A 24,529-nucleotide genomic window follows, 5' to 3' on the forward strand; every position below is an offset into this window, starting at 1 on the left:
AGGCTAAGTCCGTCCATCAGTCAACAATTGTTTGAGATGTTTGATCTGATTCCGTTCACCGGCAACTACAATTGTAGCTCCAGCGGTAAAAGCATAATCCGGGCCTGGATTAAAATGCTTCTCCTTATCCTTGGTTACAACAGCGAGAATTACGGCGCCCGTGGCCTGACGGATATCCAGTTCACCAATCGTCATGCCAACGCTTGCGGCGTGAGGTTCAATTCGCAGCCATTCGATTAACAGCCCTTCAAGCATCACTTCACGCTCATCCTGAAACTTCGGTTTATAGGTCATACCACCAACGATGGCGGCTACTGCCCGGGCTTCATCATCGTCCAGGGTGACAAGAGATACCATATCACCCACTTCTTCAGGCGTACCCCCTGACTCCATATGGAACAAGTCACGTCGCTCGTCGTTATGAATCACAATGACCAAGTGCTCACCACTACGGGTATGCAACCAGTATTTACGTCCAATCCCTGGTAAGTCTGTCTCTTTAAAGTGCATGATCTGCACCCCCTAGGGCCGGCTCGTTCAAGGTTTCGCTCCTCAGCTCAATCCCCGTGATGCGAATTCTCATGGAACCTGATGGTGTATGAACAGGCCTAACTTCCCCTATACTGCCAAGCAGTAATTGACTCCCTACTGGAGAGAGGAAGGAAATACGACCCTCATCAGGATCGGTATCTTCTGGCATAACAATCATGAACGAATCTGACGTATGAAAATCGAGATATTCAAAATCAATATGACTGCCGATCAATACAGCTGAGTCCAAATCTTCATCAGGGCCCAGGAGTAGTTTTTCCACATACTCCGTATATGCCGACAGTTGTTTTTCCAACTGTATCCGCTCTGGATCACGCACGTCGAAATAGGCGTCGAGAAATGTTCTTTTCTCTTCACCGAATGTAAATAGCTGGCTCACCAGCTTCTCTCTGCAATTATGGCGGGAAGTCCTATGGTTCATAGTAGATTTCACCCCCTATACAAGCCTTATTCTCCATGTTGATTGGCATGTTTCTCTTCATCATCTTGTTTTCCTCCTTTTTATTATAAAAAGACCCCGGGATACGAGACCTTCTTACCATCTTACCAAAACTAATATTTTAATCCAGTATATTCGTCTAACTTGCTTTTTTATTATCATTTGTGGTCATATCTTCCATTTAATAACTTAATTCTTCACATCATATGGTAGATCCATAGAACATTTTAATTACTGCATAAAAAACATTTTATGAATTTTCATCTCGTATTTTTATTTGCTTTCCTGTATATTTAACTACAAACTTTTATTCAATTTATGCAAATAAGCCTCTACAGACTTTAACACAATAAAGGAGTGCATCGAAAAAGTGTCCACGATAACAAAAGAAACTACAGAGTCCGTTCAAGTTACTGCCGCAGAATATGTTCATTCCGTTTATGAGTCGGTTGTCGCCAGAAATCCGCACGAAGATGAGTTCCATCAAGCTGTCAAAGAAATTCTGGATTCCCTTATTCCTGTTATTGAAGCACACCCCAAGTATAGGAACCATAGTCTGCTGGAACAGCTTGTTGAACCCGAACGTGTAATCACATTCCGTGTCCCATGGGTAGATGATCAGGGCAAAGTTCAGGTTAACCGTGGATTCCGGGTGCAATTCAACAGTGCCATTGGCCCTTACAAAGGCGGACTTCGCTTCCATCCTTCTGTATACTCGGGCATCATCAAGTTCCTTGGCTTCGAACAGATCTTCAAAAATGCTTTGACCGGTCTGCCTATTGGCGGTGGTAAAGGTGGTTCTGACTTCGATCCCAAAGGAAAATCGGATCTGGAAGTCATGCGTTTCACGCAAAGCTTCATGACTGAACTGTACAAATATATTGGTTCCGATACCGATGTACCGGCAGGTGACATTGGTGTAGGCGCAAGGGAAATCGGTTATATGTTCGGCCAATACAAACGTATCCATGGCGGACATGTGGCAGGCGTATTGACAGGTAAAGGACTGCTGTACGGAGGAAGCTTGGCACGTAAGGAAGCGACTGGCTTCGGCTGTGTGTACTTCGTGAAGGAGATGCTGCAATCCAAGGGACTCAGCTTCCAAGACAGCACAGTCGTTGTCTCTGGCTCTGGTAATGTGTCCATCTATGCCATTCAGAAGGCACAGGAGCTTGGAGCTACAGTCGTTGCGTGTAGTGACTCAGGTGGCTACATACACGATCCACAAGGCATCAACCTGGATACCGTGAAACGTCTGAAAGAGGTTGATCGTCTTCGCATCAGCGAATACATCAAAGAACATCCGCATGCTACATATACCGAAGGCTGTGAAGGCATCTGGTCCATCCCTTGTGATATTGCTCTTCCATGTGCAACGCAAAATGAGATCGATGAAGAAGCTGCGGCCCTTCTAATCAAAGGTGGCGTGAAGGCCATTGGCGAAGGCGCAAATATGCCTTCCACCCTGGCCGCCATTGACGTCTTCCACGGTGCAGGCGTGCTGTTCGGTCCAGCCAAAGCGGCTAATGCCGGCGGTGTAGCCGTGTCTGCTCTTGAAATGTCACAGAACAGCATGCGGTTGTCCTGGTCATTTGAAGAAGTAGACGCCAAGCTGCATGACATCATGAAGAACATCTACACCAGCTGTGTAGAAGCTGCTGAAGAGTATGGCTGTGAAGGCAACCTCGTAGCCGGAGCGAATATCGCCGGTTTCCTCAAGGTAGCGGATTCCATGATCGCTCAAGGTGTAGTTTAATTTATATACGTGATTCTCCACGATCAAAGGGCGTTCCCATCCATTTGGGTAACTGCCCTTTTTTCCTTGTCTTCAATTGCTCTAATCGCAAGGCAATGGTAAAGTGGTACTGACGTAATTCCATCTATTTGTACTATTATAAGGAAGTGTTTACATTGTCTAACCAACCATTTGCCAGCACTGCGAGTCCGCATCTAAGCGCAGATTGCGAGCAGTGTTTTGGCCTGTGCTGTGTTGCCTTGCCCTATGGCAAGTCATCGGACTTTGCTTTTGACAAGGCCAGCGGCACACCCTGTCCCAATCTGCGCACGGACAATCGCTGCGGTATCCATACCCAGCTTCGGCAGAAAGGGTTCAAAGGTTGCACGGTATACGACTGTTTCGGAGCTGGACAGAAGCTGTCCCAAGTGACCTACGCGGGCAAAGATTGGCGTGATCATCCAGAGTCTGCTAACGAGATGTTCGAGTGTCTGCCTGCCTTGCGACAACTTCACGAGTTACTCAGTTATATGAAGGAAATGATGATGAGACCGGAGACGTCATCCCTTCACTCGGCATTTGGTGAGTTATATGAGGAGATTGAGCACTTGAGCAATCTGGAGCCCGCGGCACTCCTCCGTCTGGACATCGCCAATTATCGATTCAGTGTGAATCAACTCTTGGTCCAGGCAAGTGAGATGGTACGCGCGAATGTCCCCCCCACCGCTCATGGACAAGGGAAGTCGAAGAAGAGTAAAAAACGTACCGGAAGTGACTTTTTTGGTGCCAATTTAAAAGGGGCTGACCTGCGGGGCGCAAGCTTCCGAGGAGCTTTAATGATCGCAGCCGATCTCCGAAATGCAGATACACGAAATGCGGATTGGATTGGCGCGGACTTGCGGGATACGGATCTGGGCGATGCAGACCTGAGAGGTGGCATCTTCCTGACGCAATCCCAGATTAATGCAGCCAAAGGTAATGTGAATACCAAGTTGCCGGATCATCTTAACATTCCCTCACACTGGGTGTAGGGCGCCATTTCCACAAGAGCACGAGCAGGGATACAGGCAGGATTATACCTGCTAATTCATATGAATGTATGAATCGTGTACAGCAACAGCCAAAAAAAACAGCTCGTCCTGTACATCCAAGGACGAGCTGTTTTTTATACAAATCACTGGAACGAATCAGAATTATAACAAGTCGCGGCGAAGATCTTCAGCCGATTTCGGAGACAAGTGACCGAGCGGAATATCAAATACCGTTTTCGCTCCCTTATGTCCTTCCACGCTCAAGCGTTGTGCAGCTCTTGCATACGCCACAAGTACGCTTGCTGTAAATTCAGGATTGCTGTCGAGTTTCAGACCAAATTCAATAATTTGCTTTTGACCGGCACCTGTAACCCCACTGCGAATAACAAATCCACCATGCGGCATACCTTCATGCTCGGATTTCAATTCTTCTTCGCTAATGAACGTTACCGTTGTATCGTAATCTGCAAAATAGTTAGGCATCGATACAATCGTCTCACGGATCTCATCCTGGTTGGCACCATCTTCTGCTACCACATAACATTGACGCAGATGTTTCTCACGTGTAGACAACTCTGGTGTCTCCCCTGCACGAATGCGGTTGATCACCTCTTCAACAGGTACAGTATACTGTACACCCGCCTTAACGCCTGGAACACGACGAATAGCATCCGAGTGGCCTTGGCTCACACCTTTGCCCCAGAACGTGTACTCTTTTCCTTCTGGCAGGATGGACTGTGCAAGCAGACGGTTCATGGAGAACAAGCCTGGGTCCCAACCTGTGGAAATGACACTTACGTGACCGCCTTGCTCTGCCGCAGCATTAACTTCTTTGTAGAATTCAGGAATCTTCGCATGTGTATCGAAGCTATCTACCGTATTGAACAACTTGGCGATGGCTGGTGTCTGCTCTGGAAGGTCGGTTGCAGAACCACCACAGAGGATCATAACATCAATCTTGCCTATGTATTGCTCCGCTGCAGAGATATGCTCAAAACGTACTTCTGTGCTTTCAGCGACCATCTGCTCCGGATTACGACGTGTAAACACTGCAATCAGTTCCAGATCCTCGTTCTGGGAAATGGCCTTCTCTACACCTTTACCCAAGTTACCGTAACCAACAATACCCACTCTAATCATGTTCAATCCTCTCCTGTCTTCTTCTATAGTTGTCTATTACTCTGTTTATAATGATATAACATACCATGTAACCTGTCAGGTTTCCAGTTCGAAATAAAAATACCTTGCAGCGGTGCAGCAATAATGCGGCTCCGTATGCAAGGTATTATGGCGTTCATTCGTTATTTTAGGAAGGCAGAAAGCAGGAAAGAAAAATTCCCCCTTATCTTCTGCTTATGATTCTGTCCAGGTCAACGTCAGTTCAATGACGCCTTCCTGTCCCGCCAATGTTCCTCCAATCAAGGACCAGACATCCTGTGTCTCCGGGTCGGTTCCCTGAATGATAATATTTTTGGCATCGATCGTCTGACCTGCATCCGTCAACTTTTTGGCGTTGAAGTAATCTTTATACAGCTGGGATACGGTTTTCATATCTTGTTCAGTGGAGAAAATCACCATGGCCGATTGCTTGCCTTCATTCTCACCAGAATTGGCTAAACGTATTGTTGCATCTTCCGGCAATGGGAAATCACTTGGCAAGTTCTCCGGCAACTCATTGGTTCCAGCAGCTGCTTCCTCACCGCTTTCTGAATCGGAGTCTGCTGGTGCAGTCGTACCTTCCGTTTCGGTCACTGTACTTGTAGTTGCTTTGCTTGCACCTTCATCAGTCGCTTGTTCACCGGTTCCGGAGGAAACTTCAGTGTCCACCTTCTCCGTATCACTCGGTTCGTCTGCCGCGCTACTGCAAGCACTCAAGGCAACCATCATCGCCAGTGCTGCACAGGCCAATACATATTTCCTTCTCTTCACCATCCGTTACCACTCCTTCATCTTCATTTTATGTGCTAATCACGTTCAAACGGCTGGATCACAGGCACCGCATGAACGTTATTCTTAACCCATATCACAGATACAGATAATACACTTAAAGACAATAGACAACTGGCTACCAGAATGGACAGGAAGCGGGTGATTACTTTAAACTTTTTCATCCATCCCTCCTCCTCATCCTGTTCATCATGTGTTTGTGGGGTCATGTTACTCATAGGTCACTGGACGGTGTCACTAATTTCATGATCTCGGCAGCGACAATATCCGGTTGACTGTTGTGGATGTAATGCTCGGCGTGAGGGACAATCTGCTGGGTTCCTTGTCTGGACCATGAAGCAAATTTCACTTGATCTGCCTGCCATGCCCGACTCCCCTCACTGGGTTGATCTGATCCGGCTGTCAGGATCGTCAGAGGGAAAGGAAACTCCTTTTTGTTCTCCAGCACACGTAATGCGTTGGTCTTGGAATGACGAATCTCATCCATCACGTTGTCATTGTATGCATGCTTCAGGGTAGAAATGGTGGCAGCCTTTTTCATCGGCGCAGAAACCAACTCCGGGTCAATGACCAGTGTTGCCATTATCTGATCCGAATGCAACAATGTACGCGCAATCCCTGTTTTAACTAGGAATCGGACTGAAGTAAAATACCATTCGGGCGTATCCATTTCCACCGTACTGTAATACTCCGGGCTTCCACCATCGATCATGACCATGCCAGCCACCTCATCAGGATACCTTTGCGCAAAACGAAGTGTCTCCAGCGCACCCAGGGAGTGACCGACCATGATGTAAGGTGGACGTTGACCGGATGTTCGCAGCAATTGGTGGATCTCTTCCGAGATGGTATCAACATCACGAGGTTCATCCGTATAGTCGCTGTATCCATACCCGAACCGATCATATACCGCAATTTTTACCTGTGATTTCAACTTGTCATATAGCGGACTGAAATCCACATACGGATTGGGTGTACCCCAGCCTGAGGCAAACACCACGGTTACCTCTCCTTTGCCAGCGGTGTAGAGGTGCATGTTGCGACCACTCACTTCATAATACTTGCCTGGCGGGGGATAGGACTTCATATCCTGCGTGGATTGATACGCTTCATACGCTGTACCTGCCAGCAACAAAAGTCCTGTGGCAAGCATTATGCCTCCCAGCACTTTTAACCCTCTCCGTAACCCCTTCTTCATCTTCTCTACCCCTTATCCCAAAGGTTCATCTATATATGTATGCTTCAATCGTACCCAAGAAATAGCGGGATTGAAACAATCCCGAGTCCAGTCCTTTCCCCAACCAAAGTCCAGTATCCCTCCCCTACTTGTGACGCAAAAAAACTGCAAATCTCCCATTTAGGAAACTTGCAGTTCATCTATGCCTATATTTTATAATTCATGCCTCTGTCCATCTCACGATAATCCTTGTACCTACAGTTCCAATGTAAGACCCACCGGGCAATGATCACTGCCCATCACATGGCAGTCGATATGCGCATCTGCCACCTTAGGTGCCAATTGATTAGATACGAGAAAATAATCAATGCGCCAGCCCACGTTCCGTTCTCTAACCTTCGGCATATAAGACCACCAGCTGTATACATCCGTACGATCCGGATACAGATGGCGGAAGCTGTCCACATATCCAGAAGCAAGCAAATCGGTCATTTTGCCGCGCTCTTCAAGGGTAAATCCGGAATTACCCAGATTGGGCTTCGGATTCTTCAGATCGATCTCCTGATGAGCCACATTCAGGTCACCACAGACGATAACCGGCTTGGTCTGCTCCAGTTGCAGAATGTATCCCCGGAATCGATCCTCCCATTCCAGACGGTAAGGCAGCCGGGTCAGATCCCGCTTCGCGTTAGGGGTATAGACGTTCACCAGATAAAACTCATCATACTCCAGTGTAATCATACGTCCTTCCGGCTCGCTGTCCTCCTCCATCCCGTAACGAACGGATAAAGGCTTGATTCGGCTAAATACAGCCGTGCCGGAATATCCTTTTTTGATCGCATAATTCCAATATTGATAAACATCTTCCCCCAGCTCCATCTCAATCTGCCCGGCTTGCAATTTGGTCTCCTGAAGGCAGAAAATGTCCGCCTGACTCTCCTGATAATAATCCATGAATCCTTTGGTCACACATGCCCTTAAGCCATTCACATTCCAGGACACCAGCTTCATATCCTCATCTCCTCACATCTCTCCAATATAGCATGGGCCCATTCCGGGGGACAAGCCTTACGGATTTGGGCTGAGATGGAGTTATTGGAATCCTTATGAGGCTAGCTTGCCTATTTTTCGCTTCGTAACTTCGAGAACACCGCAAGGTCAATATATCTGCCTTTCTCATACTCATGCTGCCGCAGTACACCTTCCTGTTGAAAATCAAGCTTGTGTAACAGGCGAATCGACGCCTCGTTCTCCGGTTCAACCTTTGCTTCAATCTTGTTGAGCTGCATGCTTGTGAATCCAAAATGTAACACAGCACGGGCCACTTCAGTCATAACACCGCGGCCCCAGAAAGAGGAACGCAGGTCGTATCCGATCTCTGCACGGTTATGTACATCTTCATAGTTCAGGAACCCACAGGTTCCGATCACTTTACTAGTTTCACGGTCTTCAATCATCCAGCGTAATCCTGTGTGTTCCTTGAAAATCTTCGTATACCAGCTCATCTCACCCTGTGCATCCTCCACGGATTCAAAAGGAGTGAATGGCATATATTGAACCACAGCTTCATCGGAATATAACTCCAACAGATCATGGCTGTCTCCAGTCTCGGCTGACCGGAGGATGAATCGTTCTGTCTGAATTAATGGAAATAGATCAAACCTAAATTGCTCACTCATGCGAGGTCTCCTTTGCAACATTCATTGTAGAAGTCCATTTTACTATTAATATGTTCTATTAACATCTCTCTCTTCTCTATAAGCTGTTCTATTGACTATTAAAATTAGGGAGACTACATTATGCTTTAGAAGACTAACATTGGAAATAGACTGGGAGGCGGAACCATGACCACACAATCATATGACGTTATTATCGTTGGAGCCGGCTCCATGGGTATGAGTGCAGGTTATTATCTATCGCGCAGTGGATGTAAAACTTTATTAATTGATGCCTTTGATCCTCCACACACGGAAGGAAGTCATCACGGGGATACCAGACTGATGCGCCATGTGTACAGTGGCGGAGCTGACTATATTGCCATGGCATTACTCGCACAGAAGTTATGGCACGAGCTGGAGGAAACGGTGGACGATCAACTATTTGTTCCTTCCGGTGTAATAAATGTGGTTGATCCAGAGATTCATTCCTTCCACAACCGATTGAGCCATGCAGATGATGCAGGCATTCGGTATGAAACGTTGCACGCAGCCGAGGTGATGAAACGCTGGCCAGGTATTACCGTACCTGAACACTACGAGGGCATGTATGAACCGGATGCGGGTTATCTGTATAGTGAACCCTGTATTCGTGCCTACCGCAAAGCAGCCGAGACTCATGGTGCCACCTTGTTAACTCACACTCGGGTAGAGCATATTGAATACGGACCACATTCCGTCGCAGTTCAAACTTCAGGTGGTGAGACCTACCACGCGAATCAAATCATCCTGAGCGCTGGTGCCTGGTTTCAGACATTGAAACCTTTCGTGGATCTCCCGATCCAGGCAGTGCGTAAAACGGTTGGATGGTTTGATGCACCAGAAGCTTTGTACGGCGAGGAACACTTCCCCGGTTTTACACTGGCAGGAAAGGAAGGTACATATTATGGATTTCCAAGCATTGGCGGATCAGGTCTGAAGATGGGTCGTCATGATACGGGCCAGGTGTGGACACCAGGAAGTACGATGGCTCCTTTTGGTACGGAAGAAACGGACGAGGGTGATCTGCGCAGGCTGCTCGAACTTCATATGCCTCAGGCAGCTGGAGAATTGAAACGTGGTAGTGTGTGCAAGTATGAATTCACTTCGGATGAAGATTTTATTATCGACCGACACCCTGCCCATGAGCGTGTGTGGCTGGCTGGCGGTTTCTCCGGTCATGGCTTCAAATTCGCAAGTGCCATTGGGCAGATTCTATCCGACTTGGTGCAAACGGGGCACACGGATCAGGATATTAGCAGGTTCACCCTATCCCGTTTTCGTTAAGTACCAGCTGGGTGGATGAATATATGTATGTCTAAAATAGCTACTTTCTTAGAGGGTGCAGTGTTGCTTAGAGCACTGCGCCTCCTCCAAGAAAGAAGGACACGTACGAACGTTAGCTCATGCCAACTCACACTAATTAACTTTGATTAGGCTCCATTGCTGATTGGCTCCGCCATTGTCGGCCCACTGAATCGTCGAGGCACCCGCGGTCAGAGACCCTTGATTGATGTCAACCGTCAGGCCACTGTTTCGATTCGCAAGTACCACATCTCCTCCCACATCAATGGGCAGCCATTGCTGATTGTTGCCCCCGTTATCCTGCCACTGAATCAGAGCGGCTCCGCCTTGTGTAGAACTTGAATTCACATCCAGTAAAAGCCCACTACCCACATTGCGGATGTTGTAATATCCGTTACCTGCCGACTCCAGCTTCCACTGCTGGTTCGCTGCTCCATTATCATTCCACTGAATGATTGTTGCCCCACCCGTAGAAGAAGCACCGTTAACATCGAGTGCAAGTCCACTGTTGCGGTTGATTAATTTGTAGATGGCCCCAGCTTCATATCCTGTACCACCATTATAAGTTGCACCGGAAATGACGTAGGTTGTGACCGAATTGGCCTTGGCCGTAGCGGTAAAGGTTTTGTTTTGCACCGAAATATTAGTCAGTTGCTGCAACTTCTCTGTTGAAGAAGTCCGGTATACTTGAGCAGACGTGCCTGTGTTAGTAAAACGACTTAGATCATAGGTTACCGTTGTATCCGTCGATTCCGAATTGGTTGTAACCAGTACAACTTTGCCGGAAGCTGCATCATAGGCTGCAAGGGTATTGGCATCACTCATGCCGATAATCTTGTATCCAGGACGAATAAATTTGCTGTAATTGCCCATGACATAATATTTTTGGTTCACCGTGTAACTGGTCGTTTGCGTATTGTTCAACACGTTCTTGAAGAATCCCCATCCTTCTGCACTATCGACGGCTTGCCAATACACCCATCCACTTGCGCCCATATTGCGAATATCCTTGAGGATGGTACGTGACATGGTAAGTCCGCTTGCATCTCCGTCTCCATATTCCGAGGTCCACAGATGTTTGCCCGCAGACGTCGCGGTGTTGCGCAAAGCAGTACGATTGCTTCCGCCATACGTATGGGTGTTGATCTGACTGATTGCTGATTTCACCGCGGTGCTGTAGCTGTTGAATGATACATTGGTATCATCGATACTATATTCTTCCGGTGCGCTCAACTTTGTGGACAGGCCCTTTGCATTCAACGAAGCTTGTAATTGACTCAGAATCGTGTTCTGATCCGCCCGGTCAAAGTGCATGCCCTCCTGATCATTGCCCTGCTTCCACCACGTCGAGATCGGTTCATTGAGCGGAGTTACGCTATCGAATGTGATCCCCCAGTTATCCCGGAAATGCTTCACGACCTCAGTCAGATAATCGGCAAAATCATCAACATACTCAGGCTTGAGGTTATTCCCTCCATTCGCTGCACCCGACACATTGCCACTGATGGTCATCCAGTAAGGTGCGGAATTCGCAAAAGCTTCGATGACATCCACGCCTTGAGCTTTGGCAGCTTGCAGCATATATCGTTGGTTTGCATCTGCATTCCAGTCATACACGCCGGGAGAAGGCTGGTAACCAGGAACGGCTTTGCGATATTCGAGAATATTGGACGATGGATTATCCCCGCCTCCAATGTTATACCGCAGGATGTTCAAACCCAGTCCGGTATTTGCGTTGAATATTTTCTCCACATACTCATCCCGGTTGGAGTATTCTCCTACCACTTTGCCCCACCACGCGAGCGATGTTCCCCATCCTTCCATCGTCTGGTATTGCTTCGATGGATCGGCAACAGCCGTGTAAGCTCCCGCAGCAGATACCTCTGTCCCCAGTCCCAAACTGCCTGTTAGCAGACTTCCTGCCAGCAGCAGCGAGCTCATTCGTTTTAACCACTTCATCCGCTTCACTCCTTAGAATTTTTCGGAACACGAACACCTATTATTGTGCAACCTCTCGGAAGGTCGCGTCTGACTTATCGAGTGCGGTAACGACAGATTCCAGTTTCAGCACATTATTATAATGTCTCAGGTACAGGTTCGGGTTACTGAACGAGGTATACGATGTCCAACTGGCGTTAGCAAGTCCATTTATACGTTTGAACGTGGCGTCATTTCCGAACGAAGGGCTGCCGTCATTTTTCACAAGTGTGATGCTGCCATTATTATTGCGCAGGAAATAACCTGGATAATTCATGGACTCAAACGAAATGCCTGTTACATTCGACAGCCCGGGTACGATACGGAATTGTGCATCCTCCGCCGGACTGACACTCGCATCAATCCGTGCCTGATAGTTGTAATGACGAATGAAGCTGCCCGGCACATTGAATGACCCCAGCTTGCAGATATCACCCGGTTGTCCAGACTCTTTCAATACGGTCATATGCCGGACGAGTCCGGTAAGACCTGCAATCTCTTGTTTGGCACCCCAAGTCTGGAAGTTGTCAGCAGAGTCGCTGTAATAATATTTTTGTGTTGCATAGCCGTCAAAGTAGATTCGCCAGGAGCCATTATCCAGCTGAACAAGCGCCGGGCCTTCCACCCAAGAACCCCAACCTGCCCAATCCCCTGCGCCTTTAAAGGTATAAGGACCCGTTAGCGAGGTGGATGTCGCATATTCAATGTATTTGGTGGTCTCGTTCTTGGTAAAAGCATGATAGGTTGAGCCTGTCTTCACGATAAAAGTGTCGATATAATTGGGAGCAATGCCTGCCAGTTCAGTAGGTGCAGACCATGAGGTAGATGTTAGATTGCTACCTGAAGCTGTGAGTACATAAGGTTTGAAATTCTGATAGTTGCCTGGTGAGAGGGACACGATAATGTTCAGACTGCCGTTGCTGTCTTTGAACCATTTCTGGTGCCCAGGTGTGTGCAATTGTGGTAGGTGTGGATAATGTAATATTACGGACAAATGTCCAGTTTACTTTATCCGGGCTGGAGGCGATGCCGATGGTGTTACCCGACCAGTTCGTGGTGTAGACAACGTAATATAGACCATCTGTGTGCTTCATGATGCTGGGATCGCGGATCAGATCGGCCGGAGGTGTATAGGCTGGCCCTTTTAGCAAACCATAGTGGGTCGCATTATAGGATTCATAGATATACATATTGGACTCACTTGTGTTCGTAAAGGCTGATATCGTATATACACTTGTCGCTGCTCTGGCTGTATTAGGGAATAACATGGTTAATAGCAGTAATGTTCCAAGCAGCAGAATCATTCCGGCCTTGAAACCATTGGACTTTCCTGCTCCTATTCCTATCCCCTCTTCCTTCTTCGTCAACATTGGGTCATCTCCTTATCCATGAGTGATGAACAGAGGAATACCTTACTGTATTACCAAAGACAGAGCGTACCTGGGACTGCCCCTGAAGATCAACACCTCACGACTGCCATCGGGTATATTTCAAATTCTCAGTTTACGAGTATTTTTAAGAAGCACTTTTCTTGTACTCCAGCCGAATATCGGCGATTCATCCGTAGGAACTGTAACGAAGGGAGAGTATAACATACTTAACATCATTCAATTGAAGTTAAAATGAGTTTGGTTATTAAGAAAATAAAAAAGGTGATCTCTGCACGAGAGAGTTCACCTTTCTTGTATTTATCAAAGATATTTAATTCAATCTACTTTAGATAGGTTAATCTCACTTCCTCAAGATCTGATAACAGTTCCTGAACTGCCATCCGTTCCTCCTTCTCAATCTTCTCAATTAATTCAATTATTTTTTTTATATGAATTGTTTTTTCTGAAATTCTGTGCTTTATACATAAATTTCTAAGAATTAAGCACATCTGTTTAATCTCTCTGTAAGCCTTCTCATGAATATCAAATCTAGTAATATACTTTTTCTCATCGAGATAAACCAAACTTCTCAACATCACTTCTTTATGGTCAAAGAGCAAATGAAGAGATCTAATCAGACTAAATTCAAATAAAGCAGTCTTTGTAATATGTTCTCTTAAAAAACGATAAACTCCTATTCCCCAAGCATCTGTATCTTTTCCAGGTTCTTCAACCAACTTATAATCGTTAGAGGATTTTGTTTCATTTATATAGTCATGCAACTGTTTAATCAGATAACCCAGATCAAACTTGAACTCACTTTTTCGTTCATTAAATTGCAAAAGCTGAACTCCTCTGAACCATTCTCCCTCAGAATGAGGACTTACAAATGCTTCGTTAATGCTATCAAAATTTGCTTCTGAGAACGAATATTTGGAATTAAAAAAATCAGCTACGTAAAACATTTGTTTTTCTTTGTTATATCCATAGATCAACATATCATGCGGGGCATGCACTTTTCCAAAATTATCATAGGCAGCAATGTAGTATTGATCTATGCTTAAATATACATAATTGTCTTCATCAATTGCATCAATAATAAACTGTGTTATATCGTCACACCACTTTACTAAAACCTTCTTATGGTAGTGGTGTAATTCAAACAATCGATAGTATTCTCTAAAAACAGGCGTATAAAATTGTATGTAAACCTCTGGAGTCTCCCAGGCTACTAGCTGGACATGATTATGACAAAACCACGGAAAAAAAACGTCTTCTTGAGTGCTAAGAATAGCAGTCATGTTTGCAAACGCAGGAAGTGAAGTAATCATTGGATATTTAATCGGTAACCCTTTTTCTGTTGGCATCCTTATCTTCCTTTCTTAATCCGCTAGATTTATTACTAAATATTTAATTTAGACCAATTTTTTTCTATCATATCAGAATTTACCCTATAATGAAAAGGCTTTCATAATTGAACAACTAAAGCGCAGTGTAGTACATTAGATATCTGTCATCATCACATTTCAAATAGTTATACTACAAGTGTATTTTCAATCTGGGACCGTATACTATATTTACAAAAGAACATCCTCGGCACTTTGCAACATGCTTAAAATACGATATCCTTTAGCCTCTTTATTCAAACTCTTCTTTACGCCCACCTCACTTAATGTTAGATTTTATAACATATTATTATGAAAGCGAGTGGGTTGAAGATGGATCTGCAACAGTTATTGACTATCCCCATTCTCTCCAGCGCAAAGGTTATCGCCGGACATCGCGGCCTTGATCGCTTGGTGCAATCGATTAATATTATGGACGCACCAGATATTGTCCAATTCCTGAAGCCGGGAGATATGCTGCTGACCAACGGTTATATCCTGAAGGACCGCCCCGATGCGCATCTTGCATTCATTACAGACATGCATGCAATTGGTTGTGCAGCGCTTGCTGTCAAGACACAGCGTTTCTCTCTTGAATTATCTCCGCAACTGCTTGAGACAGCCAACAGACTGGGCTTCCCAATCATTGAGCTGTCGGAGATAGACAATACACTCGGTGAGATATTTCAACATTCGATCAGTGCCATCCTTCAGAACAAAACCCATGAGTTGCACTACGCCTTATCTATTCACAAGCAATTTTCCACGATGGTGATGCAGGGAAAAGGCATACCATCCATCGTAGATACGTTGTCTCAGTTGCTATCCTCACCTGTACTTCTGCTTGGTTCGAAGAAGCAGATTACGGCAAGCTCCCATTATGCACAACAGATGGATCACCAGTCTCTCGCCGCGCCCTTACTGACATTTATTGATGAGCACCCTTCCTTCCACACCGCAATCTCGATCTGTCTACTTACTGCTGATAAATATCGACATGCTGAACTTCATCCCATCTTCACGGATCGGCACGAGGGTTATTTGATCTCACTATACGACAGTTCCGCAAGCTCTAAGCTCTCCACTCTGGCACTGGAACAAGCCGTCAATGTGATCGGTCTGGAGTTAACCAAGAAGCAAGCCGTCAAGGAGCGCTCCCGCCGGTACAAAAATGAATATTTCTCCGATCTCATTCAAGGCTTCATTCGTTCGGAACAAGAAGCGCTGCATCGCGGCAAGAAATATGGGCTGCAAACCAAAGGCAGTTCCGTTCTCATCATCGCCAAAAAGGATGAATCCTTAGCGGGCATATCTAAGCAAAACTCTACATCCTCCGGGGAAGAGCGGTTCATCTCGGAACGAGATGCTAATTATGAGCTGATTAAACAGGAATTTGCCCGATTGGATCTCTCCTTTGTCATGTTCACAAAGAACGACCAGTTCGGCATACTTGTCTTTTTGGCCGAATCGTCTTGGGACGAACACACCGTGGTTCAGCAGCTTGAGCGGATGGCGAGCAATCTGTATACAGAGTCGCAGCTCAGCCTATCCTTCGGCATAGGTAATTCCTACACGAATGTATTGGATATTGGACTCTCCTACAAAGAAGCAGTCAAGGCGCTCCAGTCCGGCTATCAGATGCGAAAGACCCGCTTCGCTCATTCCTATCAAACCATGGATATAAGCCGTCTTTTGCGTATGATTCCCCACGATGAGATGCTGCAGTTCCATCACGAAACCTTTAAGCCCTTCAACGACCGAGATCCAAACGAGCGTAACGAGCTTATGAAAACCTTGTCCTCCTTCTATGAGAATCACTGCCAGATCGTCGATACGGCGAAAGAGCTGTTCGTACATCGCAATACCGTGATCTATAGATTGGAGAAATGCGAGAAACTAACCGGCAGGAACATTAAGGACCCGATGGAGAGCCTTCGCTTCCGACTTGCCTTCGCACTTGAGTCCCTTCTGAATGTTAATCCAGCTCCTAGTGAAGCTAATCATACGTCTTAAACCGAGAATGTGTCATGTATAATGACACGTTCTTTTGTTTCCTTTTCATATTCAATTCATGTTCAATCTTCATTTGTGCATTTTAACTGATTTAATTCTATTTTTATGTTCAGAGTAACTAATGACAATGATGCAAACAGTCTATATGATTAGGAATATATTCATTAATGTCATGTTAATTAACATCAAATCACATCAAGAAACGAAAAAACATCAGGCTGTAGGAAAGGGGCTACCTATCATGGCTATACAGATACAAGGCGTATCCAAATCATTTGTCAGTGCAACCGGAGAAGATATTCAGGTCCTGGCTGAGGTTTCGATGCAAATCAAGAAACAGGAATTCTTCAGTATCGTGGGACCGAGCGGTTGCGGCAAAAGTACGATTTTCAACATTATCGCAGGTCTGCTTAAGCCAACAAATGGCAAGGTTATCGTCTGTGGCGAAGAGATCGATCAGACCACCGGTCATGTCGGTTATATGATGCAGAAGGACCTGTTACTTCCTTGGAGAAGCATCCTGGACAATGTCACGCTAGGCTTGGAAGTGAAGGGCATGTCCAAAAAGGATCGCGGCGATATTGCCATGGATTATCTGGATCGTTATGGCCTAGCTTCATTCGCAGGAGCCTATCCCTCTACACTATCAGGCGGTATGCGCCAACGTGTAGCCCTCATTCGTACCCTCGTTACCCAGCCCGATATTATATTACTGGACGAACCCTTCTCCGCACTTGATTATCAGACCAGACTCATTCTGGAAGATGAGATCTTGTCTATCCTGAAATCCGAGGGCAAGACAGGCGTCCTGATCACACATGACATCGAGGAAGCGATTGCCATCTCCGACCGCATTGCCGTTATGAGTAAAAGACCAACAACCGTGAAGCAGGTGTATGACATTGGTCTCGCCTCGCAATATGGCTCAGCACTGAAAGCCCGCTCCGACCACAAGTTCAAGCAGTATTTTGAATCGATCTGGTCAGAGCTTGATATCCAAATGGGGAGGATCAGCTAATGAAGAGCACATCACCTGAAGTTACCCTTGCCGGAAAGCCTGCTGGAGTTACGAAGAGCAAGAGCAAACGCAGACAGTCTACCTTCTCCAAAGAATGGCTGATGACGATGCTGTGGCGGTTCATTATTGTTGCGGTCATCCTAGTGATATGGGAATCCGCCGTTCGCTTGGAAATGGTTAACGGTTTCCTCATGGGATCACCAAGCGCCATTCTTGATGCCGCCATCACGATGGCCAGCTCAGGGCAACTGCTTACAGACGCGTTTGCAACGGTGAATGCCACCGTTATCGGATTCGTAGCCGGAAGCTTAATCGGCTCATTGGCAGGACTGCTCATGTGGTATTCCAAGTCCGTTGCCCGTGTGCTCGATCCATTCATTGTAGCCATGAACGGCATCCCGAAGATTGCCCTAGCTCCTATGATTATCATCTGGTTTGGTTCAGGCATCTTCTCCAAGATTGCTCTGGCCTCCGTAGCAACATTTATCGTAGCGCTATTATCCGCCTACCAAGCGACTCATCAAATCGACGAATCCCAGATTAATCTGATGAAATCCTTCGGTGCAAAGAAATCACAAATTTTCCGCAAAATTATCGTTCCTTCCTCTCTGCCATGGATCATCTCAGCCTTCCGGATCAATATCGGTTTGGCATTGGTATCTGTCGTAGGTGGAGAATTCATCTCTTCAGATAAAGGACTTGGACACATGGTATTCGTCGAAGGTAACCTGTTCAACCTTCCGGCCGTATGGGTCGGCGTGTTCATGCTTATGCTGGTCGCCATGCTCCTCTACACCTGTGTCGGTTATATTGAATCCCGTCTCCTTCCATGGAATGACAACAAGACCAGCAGCAAATCCACATCTGTATAGCTGACCTACAACGATTAAAGGGGACTGATGACTAATGCGTACATTCAAAAAGATAGCTTTTCTAGCAACCATGACGGTTATATTGACTTCACTGCTCAGTGCATGCGGCAGCAATGCCACAACACCTGCGAGTGGCGCAGGTGCATCTGATAGCGGGGGGCAAGCAAATACGCAGGTAGACAAAATTATGGTGTCCGAAGTTTATCACAACCTGCTCTACCTTCCCTTGTATGTAGCGAACAACCAAGGTTTTCTAAAGGAGAATCGTATTGAGCTATCTTCCATCCGTGCTGCCGGAAGTGGTCCAACGGCATTGTCTTCGGTGATCTCAGGCGAGTCTGCGTTCTCCTTCCACGGTCCTGAGCATGTCGCATTTGCTAATGCAAAGGGCGGAGATGCTCGCTCACTGGTTCTTCTATCGGGTAGCGCTCCAGTATGGGCAGTTGCGCGAGAAGGCGTAACCGTGAACTCGACAGCAGATTTCAAAGGTAAAACCATCGTTGTGGGCTTGGCACCTACAAGTTCCAACAGCTTACTGCGGAAGTTATTCGCTGACAACAACATCGATATTGACAAGGACGTGACGATTACTGAGGTTCAGAATGGTTCCGAGCTTGGTGCTGTATTAGCAGGCAAAGCTGACATTGCTATCGTTTACGAGCCGCAGCTGGATCAAGGCATTGCTGAGGGACTGCATATTGTCCATGATTTCACGAAGGATTATCCTGACTTCGCCTTTGCAACGATGAATACAACCGCAAGTTTCATTGAAAAGAATCCTGATCTCACCCAGCGCTTCGTTACCTCTATTGAGCAAGCCCTGGACTACATTCAATCGAATCCTGAAGGCGCAAAAGCAGTTGCCGTGAAGGAATTCCCGAATCTGGACAAAAACGTCGTGGAGCAAGCGGTACAACGCATGATCGACAGCAAGGTATATCCTGCGGAAGGACTCATCAATGAATCGGCCTTCGAGACCGCAATCGATATGCAACGCTTCATCGGCAATCTGAAGGAAGACCTCGCTTACGAGGAGATTATCGATTCAAGCTTCACCACCAAATAGAGAGAGAAAGGGTGATTACTCTGAACCAGGACGACTATCTCACACACCGCCGTACAGAAAGCACCAAATATGCAGACGGAGTTATTACAAGCGAGGAGCTTGCCCTATTTACAGCAGACTTGGAGCTGATTCGAAACTTCAAGTTGCCAGAAGAAGTAGGGCCCAATCCCCCACATAGGAGCGTGCCTCTGCGATGATTACGAAACCACTTAACGAGCTGACGATTGCTGAAGCCGCAACACTGATTAAAAATAAGTTGATATCTCCTGTCGAGCTTACAAAATCCTATTTGAATCGCATTGAGAAAGTAGAGCCTGCTGTGCAAGCCTTCGTTACGGTCACCGCCGAACAGGCTTTGCAGGCCGCAAGAGAGTCTGAACAAAAACTGATGAATGACGAATATCTCGGTCCTCTGCACGGCATTCCCTATGGAGCCAAAGACATTATCCATACCGCTGGCATACGCACCTCGGCCGGATCAAGTACCTTTCCAGACTTCGTACCTGGAACGAATGCAACTGTGATTAATAAGTTGCAAGCTGCAGGCGCTATCCTGCTCGGCAAGACAACAACGACGGAATATGCCTTTCAGGGAGGAGAACCGCCAACCCGCAACCCATGGAATCTAGAACATACCCCAGGCGGTTCCAGCTCCGGCTCTGCCGCTGCAGTAGCGGCAGGCATGGCTTCCTTCACACTCGGAACACAGACCTTTGGATCTCTGCTTAGACCCGCAGCTTACAACGGATTAACCTGTATGAAACCCACTTACGGCAGGGTTAGCCGTAATGGTGTCATTACAGCCAGTTGGAGCCTGGATCATATTGGCGCCTTCACTCGATCCGCACAAGATAACGCAATCGTTCTGGAATCAATGGCCGGGCAAGATGAGCTGGACTCCTTCACGCTTCCTTATGGCAAGCCAGACTTAAAAAATGCTCTTGAGCATCCTATTTCAGAAATGGTGATCGGTCTCCCGAGCAACTTCTTCCAAACCGATGAACCAGCGATCTTGTTAGCGGTAGAGTCGGCAATCGCTGTGCTTGAGAAGCTGGGCATGCAATGGAAGAAAGTTGACCTGCCTTCTTATATGGAAGAGACCATTGCTGCTCATCGTACGGTTATGCGGGCAGAAGCTGCCGCCTTCCATCAGGAACGCTTCGCGGAAGCCTCTGATCGTTACGGCCACACGATGCGGGAGCAGCTTGAGCTCGGTTACCAGACGCGTGCCGTTGATTATTTACAGGCACAACGTATCCGAACGATATTCCGGAGCGAGATGATGTTGTTGTTCGATGAAGTGGATGTGTTATTGACTCCATCAACACCCTATGTGGCCCCATATGGCTACAAGACGGGCAGCCCGATTTTCAACGGACCGTTCACCAATACGGGTCTACCGTCCATCACCGTACCCATCGGGTTTGATACCACCTCAGGGAAGCCATTACCTATCGGCATGCAGCTTGCTGGTCCACTTATGCGAGAAGACCGCTTGTTGTCCATTGCTCATCATTATCAGCAGGCTACGAACTGGCATCAGTTAACACCAATCATACACACTCATTAGGAAAGGAATGACCGCTACGATGTCTACCATCATACATGCAAGTGCAGCACCCAAGTTCCCACTTCCTTTCTCCCATGCTGTCCGCGCAGGAGATTTAGTCTACGTCGCAGGTCAAGTAGGTGTCGATCCACAGACGCTTGAGCCTATCGGCGGCATTAAGGAGCAGACTGAGCAGTGTATTCGTAATATTAAGGTGATCCTGCAAGAAGCCGGACTTACACTTGATCATATTGTGAAGGTAACCACTCATCTGGCCCGAGTCGAGGATCAGTCCGAATACAACGAAGTGTATGCGCGAATGATTAAGCAGCCCTATCCCGCCCGCATTACCGTATTTAGCGGGTTAGGCCCTTATTTAATCGAGATGGAAGTGTTGGCGTATGCGCCTTCCATTCGAGGAGAGTAACACATCACCAAAGAGCACCTGTAGCCATAGATGGGTACAGGTGCTCTCTTTGTCTAGAAACGCGGTTCTCTTTAGAAAAACGGGTTTCTTTTCGTATTCCTATGTTGTTTTGAAGCGAGATGATTCCTCGGCAAGTTGTTTGGTCAGTTCATCAATTCTCTGCACCATATCTGTCAAATGTTCAGTCATGCCGGACTGTTCCTGCATGGTTGCTGTGACTTCCTCAACAGAAGCCGACACCTCTTCACCGGAAGCAGACAAGTTCTGTGCAGCTCCAATGACGTCATCCTTATCACGTTCAATCGATTCGATCTCCGTGGCAATAGCCTGAACCTGGCTCATCATCTCATTCATATTCTCGGTGACAAAATTGAATGTCTCCTTCGTCTGGCTAACGCTGCTCTTATGCTGTTCCGCAATCGCTTCAATAGCCTGAACACTTCGGTTATTCTGCTCCACGTGATCAATGGTCTGCATTACGATTCGGTTGATATCCTCCGATTGAGCTGTCGTCTGCTCTGCCAGCTTGCGAATCTCAGAAGCAACGACGGCGAAGCCACGTCCCTGATCACCAGCTCTCGCCGCCTCGATTGAAGCATTCAACGCAAGTAATTTCGTCTGATTTGCGATCTCGGCAATCGTTCCTGTAATCTGGTGAATGCCCGAGGAACTTTCGGCGAGTTGCACTGTAATTTTGGAGATGTTGCCAACTTCAATCTCGTTCTGCCCGTTCACCGCAATGAGTGCATCAATAACTTCATGATTATTTTGGAAAGCATCCGTAATTTCATCTGCCTTGAACTTCACTGCCTGCGACATTCCATTCACGTTCGCAATCTTGTTACCCACATTCATGAATTTGTCCACAATGGCTCCCGTATCGTTCGCCTGGGACTCCATAGCTCGTGAAATCTCAAATGCTGTTGTCGTTGTTTCGGCAATCGTGGTCGAAGTTTGCTGAGTGGACTGTTCCAGCTCGGATGTACTTGTTTTCAGGATACCGATGGAATGGTTCATGCTGGAGATCAGCTGTTTATTGCCTGCTGCCATGGTATTGAAGCTGTCCACCAATTGTTTGAATTCTCCGCTATATTTACCTTGAGCCTGCACCGTCAGGTCGCCGCCCGCAAGCTGTCTGAACAACACAGTTAGTCTTGTAATTGGTCTGGTTACCAGCAAAGAGATCAGGATACCGGCTACGACGGAAACCGCAATCGCACTAAACAGAACAATATACATCTGTTTTGCCATCGCACGCAAAGGCTTCTGCACATCACTCATTTTATCTTCAACAACGACGGTCCAGTCGGATCTTGGAATTTTGGAGTAATACGCCACTTTCTCATCTGTGCTAATCTCCCCTTGCTGTAGTTCAGCGTTTGGAGCAAGATCAATCAATGATTGGTATTCGCCGGACTCCATCTTCTGGCCTGCCAATTTCTCATCCGCTGAATCGTAGATGACCGTACCTACACGGTCCAAAATGATCACTTTTCCCTCATCATTAATATTGATATTTTGTAGCTGATTAACGAAGAACGAGGTGGATGCCGCAGATACGAGCACTCCCTGTACTTCTTGATTCTCATTGTAGATTGGCATGGCAAAAGCCGTACCAAGTTGTCCTGAGGACTTGGCTACAATCCCTTCACTAATCACGTTTTTACCCTGAATTGCTTCTTGGAAATATGCCCGATCTCCGCGTTCCGCCTTGATAACTGCCGGATCATTCGCTGCAATAATAATGCCATTCCGATCCAACAAAATCAGACTGTTGTTACCTTCCATACCTGCCAGACTGTCCGCGAGAATACCACTTGCCTTATCCAGCAGTTCATTGTTTTCCGAGAAAAAGTTCTCACCTTCCTGCCCATCCGTATTCCGAATCTCCAGCAGATCCTGGAAGGTACGATGTGTTGTGATCAGAAAGGTGGATTGTTCTTCCAAACTTAGTGAAGCATACAACCCTGCCCCCACCCGATCCGAGGTTGCCTTAATTTCATCTTTACTTTTGTCGAGTGTAATAACTGCCGCTACGCTGTAACACACTACCGCAGTTACCGCCAGTACGATACACACCAGCAGACTGATCATAAGTGGTAGTTTGACTCTGAACGACATGTTGCGCATGCGTTCTCTTGCCTTGCTAAATACCATGATTACATTCACCATCCATTTTCATTTTCATCATTATGAAGTCCAAATTCTATGTATCTACTTTATATCGGTCGATATCAAATAATCTGTAAGCTGTTTCGCCAGTTATACTAGGTCAAAGGCCACTGCAAACGATTGGAAAATGAAGACTTTGGGTTAATACAAAATATGACATCGACATCGTATAATATATGAAATACATATCGTGCAGGAAGAGGGACAACGCATTGAATCCGAAAATGCCTACTATATTAAATGTCGAATAGGAGAAGTGATATGGTAAAAACAGCATTACCCACGCTATTAAATGTCGTGCGCATTTTATTAAGTGTAAAACTGATCTATGTGATCGTGTCCTTTATCGTGTTCCTCATTGACTTCAACCAGAACATGGAGGCCTATCTGGGTTTCTTACGCAAAGGAGATGATCTGGCTTACGCCTCTGGCGTAATCTTAGCCAGAATGTTGTTTATCATCGGTCCCAGTCTGCTCGCTGTTATATTCATCACCAAAAGAAAGTTCAAGCTCACCGTGACGTTTCTGAGTCTGGCGCTATTCGTTTCCATTCCGAATGAGAGTAACCTGTTCACCCTGATTCATCTCTTCGCCCTGCTCATCGTGCTTTTGCATCGTCCAAGCAAGATGTATCTGAAACGAAAGGATACCCCTGTCAATGAAGCCGTAGTTGAACCGAAGAATTAATTCAAAAAGGGGATCACATGACATTGAAGTCCAGAAAAAAAGGTAGAGCGCACAAGATATGATGTCATAATAAAAAACAAGGGCGTTCCTTAGTATTAAAGGAAGGTCCTTGT

At 46.5% G+C, this 24,529-nt stretch carries 23 protein-coding genes; 10 read left to right on the forward strand and 13 right to left on the reverse strand.

Features of this window, described 5'->3' with window-relative positions; genetic code table 11:
- Positions 1–3: 3 nt before the first annotated feature.
- The gene (locus MHB43_RS24475; protein ID WP_221824540.1) at positions 4–510 is read right to left on the reverse strand and encodes a cation:proton antiporter regulatory subunit; all 507 of its coding nucleotides are present in this window, start codon (positions 508–510) and stop codon (positions 4–6) included.
- Positions 500–973, reverse strand: coding sequence for a GreA/GreB family elongation factor (locus MHB43_RS24480; RefSeq protein ID WP_221824543.1), 474 nt, complete (start codon positions 971–973; stop codon positions 500–502). The genes MHB43_RS24475 and MHB43_RS24480 overlap by 11 nt, the downstream gene beginning before the upstream one ends.
- A 388-nt stretch (positions 974–1,361) precedes the next feature.
- Between MHB43_RS24480 and gdhA the strand changes: the two genes are divergently transcribed.
- Positions 1,362–2,747: an NADP-specific glutamate dehydrogenase gene (gene gdhA, locus MHB43_RS24485; RefSeq protein WP_221824545.1), complete on the forward strand. Its 1,386-nt coding sequence runs from the start codon at positions 1,362–1,364 to the stop codon at positions 2,745–2,747.
- A 155-nt stretch (positions 2,748–2,902) separates the two neighbouring features.
- Positions 2,903–3,757 carry a pentapeptide repeat-containing protein gene (locus MHB43_RS24490; protein ID WP_221824546.1) on the forward strand — a complete coding sequence of 285 codons (855 nt, stop codon included), beginning with the start codon at positions 2,903–2,905 and terminating at the stop codon, positions 3,755–3,757.
- A gap of 162 nt (positions 3,758–3,919) precedes the next feature.
- Here the strand turns inward: MHB43_RS24490 and MHB43_RS24495 are convergent, their stop codons facing one another.
- The 6 genes from MHB43_RS24495 to MHB43_RS24520 form a co-directional block, all read right to left on the reverse strand.
- Positions 3,920–4,897: a diaminopimelate dehydrogenase gene (locus tag MHB43_RS24495; protein ID WP_372238418.1), complete on the reverse strand. Its 978-nt coding sequence runs from the start codon at positions 4,895–4,897 to the stop codon at positions 3,920–3,922.
- 213 nt (positions 4,898–5,110) lie between these two features.
- Entirely contained in the window at positions 5,111–5,689 is a 579-nt protein-coding gene (locus MHB43_RS24500) for a hypothetical protein (RefSeq protein WP_405130643.1), read from the reverse strand.
- 32 nt (positions 5,690–5,721) lie between these two features.
- Entirely contained in the window at positions 5,722–5,868 is a 147-nt protein-coding gene (locus MHB43_RS24505) for a hypothetical protein (RefSeq protein ID WP_017687030.1), read from the reverse strand.
- A gap of 50 nt (positions 5,869–5,918) precedes the next feature.
- Positions 5,919–6,902 (reverse strand): alpha/beta fold hydrolase, encoded by a 984-nt coding sequence (locus MHB43_RS24510; RefSeq protein WP_405130644.1) that lies wholly within the window; start codon positions 6,900–6,902, stop codon positions 5,919–5,921.
- 234 nt (positions 6,903–7,136) lie between these two features.
- On the reverse strand, positions 7,137–7,892 hold the full coding sequence (locus tag MHB43_RS24515; RefSeq protein ID WP_221824554.1) for an exodeoxyribonuclease III: 756 nt from the start codon (positions 7,890–7,892) through the stop codon (positions 7,137–7,139).
- A gap of 110 nt (positions 7,893–8,002) precedes the next feature.
- Positions 8,003–8,560 (reverse strand): GNAT family N-acetyltransferase, encoded by a 558-nt coding sequence (locus MHB43_RS24520; RefSeq protein ID WP_221824556.1) that lies wholly within the window; start codon positions 8,558–8,560, stop codon positions 8,003–8,005.
- A 165-nt stretch (positions 8,561–8,725) separates the two neighbouring features.
- On the opposite strand from MHB43_RS24520, the gene solA reads away from it, so the two are divergent.
- Entirely contained in the window at positions 8,726–9,862 is a 1,137-nt protein-coding gene (gene solA, locus MHB43_RS24525) for an N-methyl-L-tryptophan oxidase (RefSeq protein ID WP_221824558.1), read from the forward strand.
- A gap of 132 nt (positions 9,863–9,994) precedes the next feature.
- Here solA and MHB43_RS24530 read toward each other — a convergent pair whose 3' ends face one another.
- The 4 genes from MHB43_RS24530 to MHB43_RS24545 all read right to left on the reverse strand — a co-directional run bounded on the left by MHB43_RS24530 (position 9,995) and on the right by MHB43_RS24545 (position 14,594).
- Positions 9,995–11,839 carry an RICIN domain-containing protein gene (locus MHB43_RS24530; protein WP_339178510.1) on the reverse strand — a complete coding sequence of 615 codons (1,845 nt, stop codon included), beginning with the start codon at positions 11,837–11,839 and terminating at the stop codon, positions 9,995–9,997.
- Between the two features lie 40 nt (positions 11,840–11,879).
- A complete protein-coding gene (locus MHB43_RS24535; protein ID WP_339178512.1) occupies positions 11,880–12,755 on the reverse strand; it encodes an AbfB domain-containing protein in 876 nt (291 codons plus the stop codon).
- The gene (locus MHB43_RS24540) at positions 12,694–13,227 is read right to left on the reverse strand and encodes a hypothetical protein (protein WP_339178513.1); all 534 of its coding nucleotides are present in this window, start codon (positions 13,225–13,227) and stop codon (positions 12,694–12,696) included. The genes MHB43_RS24535 and MHB43_RS24540 overlap by 62 nt, the downstream gene beginning before the upstream one ends.
- Before the next feature lie 341 nt (positions 13,228–13,568).
- On the reverse strand, positions 13,569–14,594 hold the full coding sequence (locus MHB43_RS24545; protein ID WP_339178515.1) for a hypothetical protein: 1,026 nt from the start codon (positions 14,592–14,594) through the stop codon (positions 13,569–13,571).
- Positions 14,595–14,945: 351 nt separating this feature from the next.
- Here MHB43_RS24545 and MHB43_RS24550 point away from each other — a divergent pair, with 351 nt between their 5' ends.
- The 6 genes from MHB43_RS24550 (at position 14,946) to MHB43_RS24575 (ending at position 21,557) form a co-directional block, all read left to right on the forward strand.
- Positions 14,946–16,625: a PucR family transcriptional regulator ligand-binding domain-containing protein gene (locus MHB43_RS24550; protein ID WP_339178517.1), complete on the forward strand. Its 1,680-nt coding sequence runs from the start codon at positions 14,946–14,948 to the stop codon at positions 16,623–16,625.
- Positions 16,626–16,866: 241 nt separating this feature from the next.
- Complete coding sequence (locus MHB43_RS24555; protein WP_221824562.1) at positions 16,867–17,643, forward strand: ABC transporter ATP-binding protein; 777 nt, start codon at positions 16,867–16,869, stop codon at positions 17,641–17,643.
- Complete coding sequence (locus tag MHB43_RS24560) at positions 17,643–18,515, forward strand: ABC transporter permease (RefSeq protein ID WP_221824563.1); 873 nt, start codon at positions 17,643–17,645, stop codon at positions 18,513–18,515. Before MHB43_RS24555 ends, MHB43_RS24560 begins: the two co-directional genes overlap by 1 nt.
- A gap of 34 nt (positions 18,516–18,549) precedes the next feature.
- Positions 18,550–19,581: an ABC transporter substrate-binding protein gene (locus MHB43_RS24565; protein ID WP_221824564.1), complete on the forward strand. Its 1,032-nt coding sequence runs from the start codon at positions 18,550–18,552 to the stop codon at positions 19,579–19,581.
- A gap of 193 nt (positions 19,582–19,774) precedes the next feature.
- The gene (locus MHB43_RS24570; protein WP_221824565.1) at positions 19,775–21,151 is read left to right on the forward strand and encodes an amidase; all 1,377 of its coding nucleotides are present in this window, start codon (positions 19,775–19,777) and stop codon (positions 21,149–21,151) included.
- A 19-nt stretch (positions 21,152–21,170) separates the two neighbouring features.
- Entirely contained in the window at positions 21,171–21,557 is a 387-nt protein-coding gene (locus tag MHB43_RS24575) for a Rid family hydrolase (protein WP_339178523.1), read from the forward strand.
- Positions 21,558–21,656: 99 nt separating this feature from the next.
- Here MHB43_RS24575 and MHB43_RS24580 read toward each other — a convergent pair whose 3' ends face one another.
- Positions 21,657–23,714: a methyl-accepting chemotaxis protein gene (locus MHB43_RS24580; protein WP_339178525.1), complete on the reverse strand. Its 2,058-nt coding sequence runs from the start codon at positions 23,712–23,714 to the stop codon at positions 21,657–21,659.
- 276 nt (positions 23,715–23,990) lie between these two features.
- Here MHB43_RS24580 and MHB43_RS24585 point away from each other — a divergent pair, with 276 nt between their 5' ends.
- Positions 23,991–24,416: a hypothetical protein gene (locus tag MHB43_RS24585; protein ID WP_221824568.1), complete on the forward strand. Its 426-nt coding sequence runs from the start codon at positions 23,991–23,993 to the stop codon at positions 24,414–24,416.
- Positions 24,417–24,529: the final 113 nt, after the last annotated feature.

This window comes from Paenibacillus sp. FSL H8-0317 (assembly GCF_045040685.1).
Taxonomy (GTDB): Bacteria; Bacillota; Bacilli; order Paenibacillales; family Paenibacillaceae; genus Paenibacillus.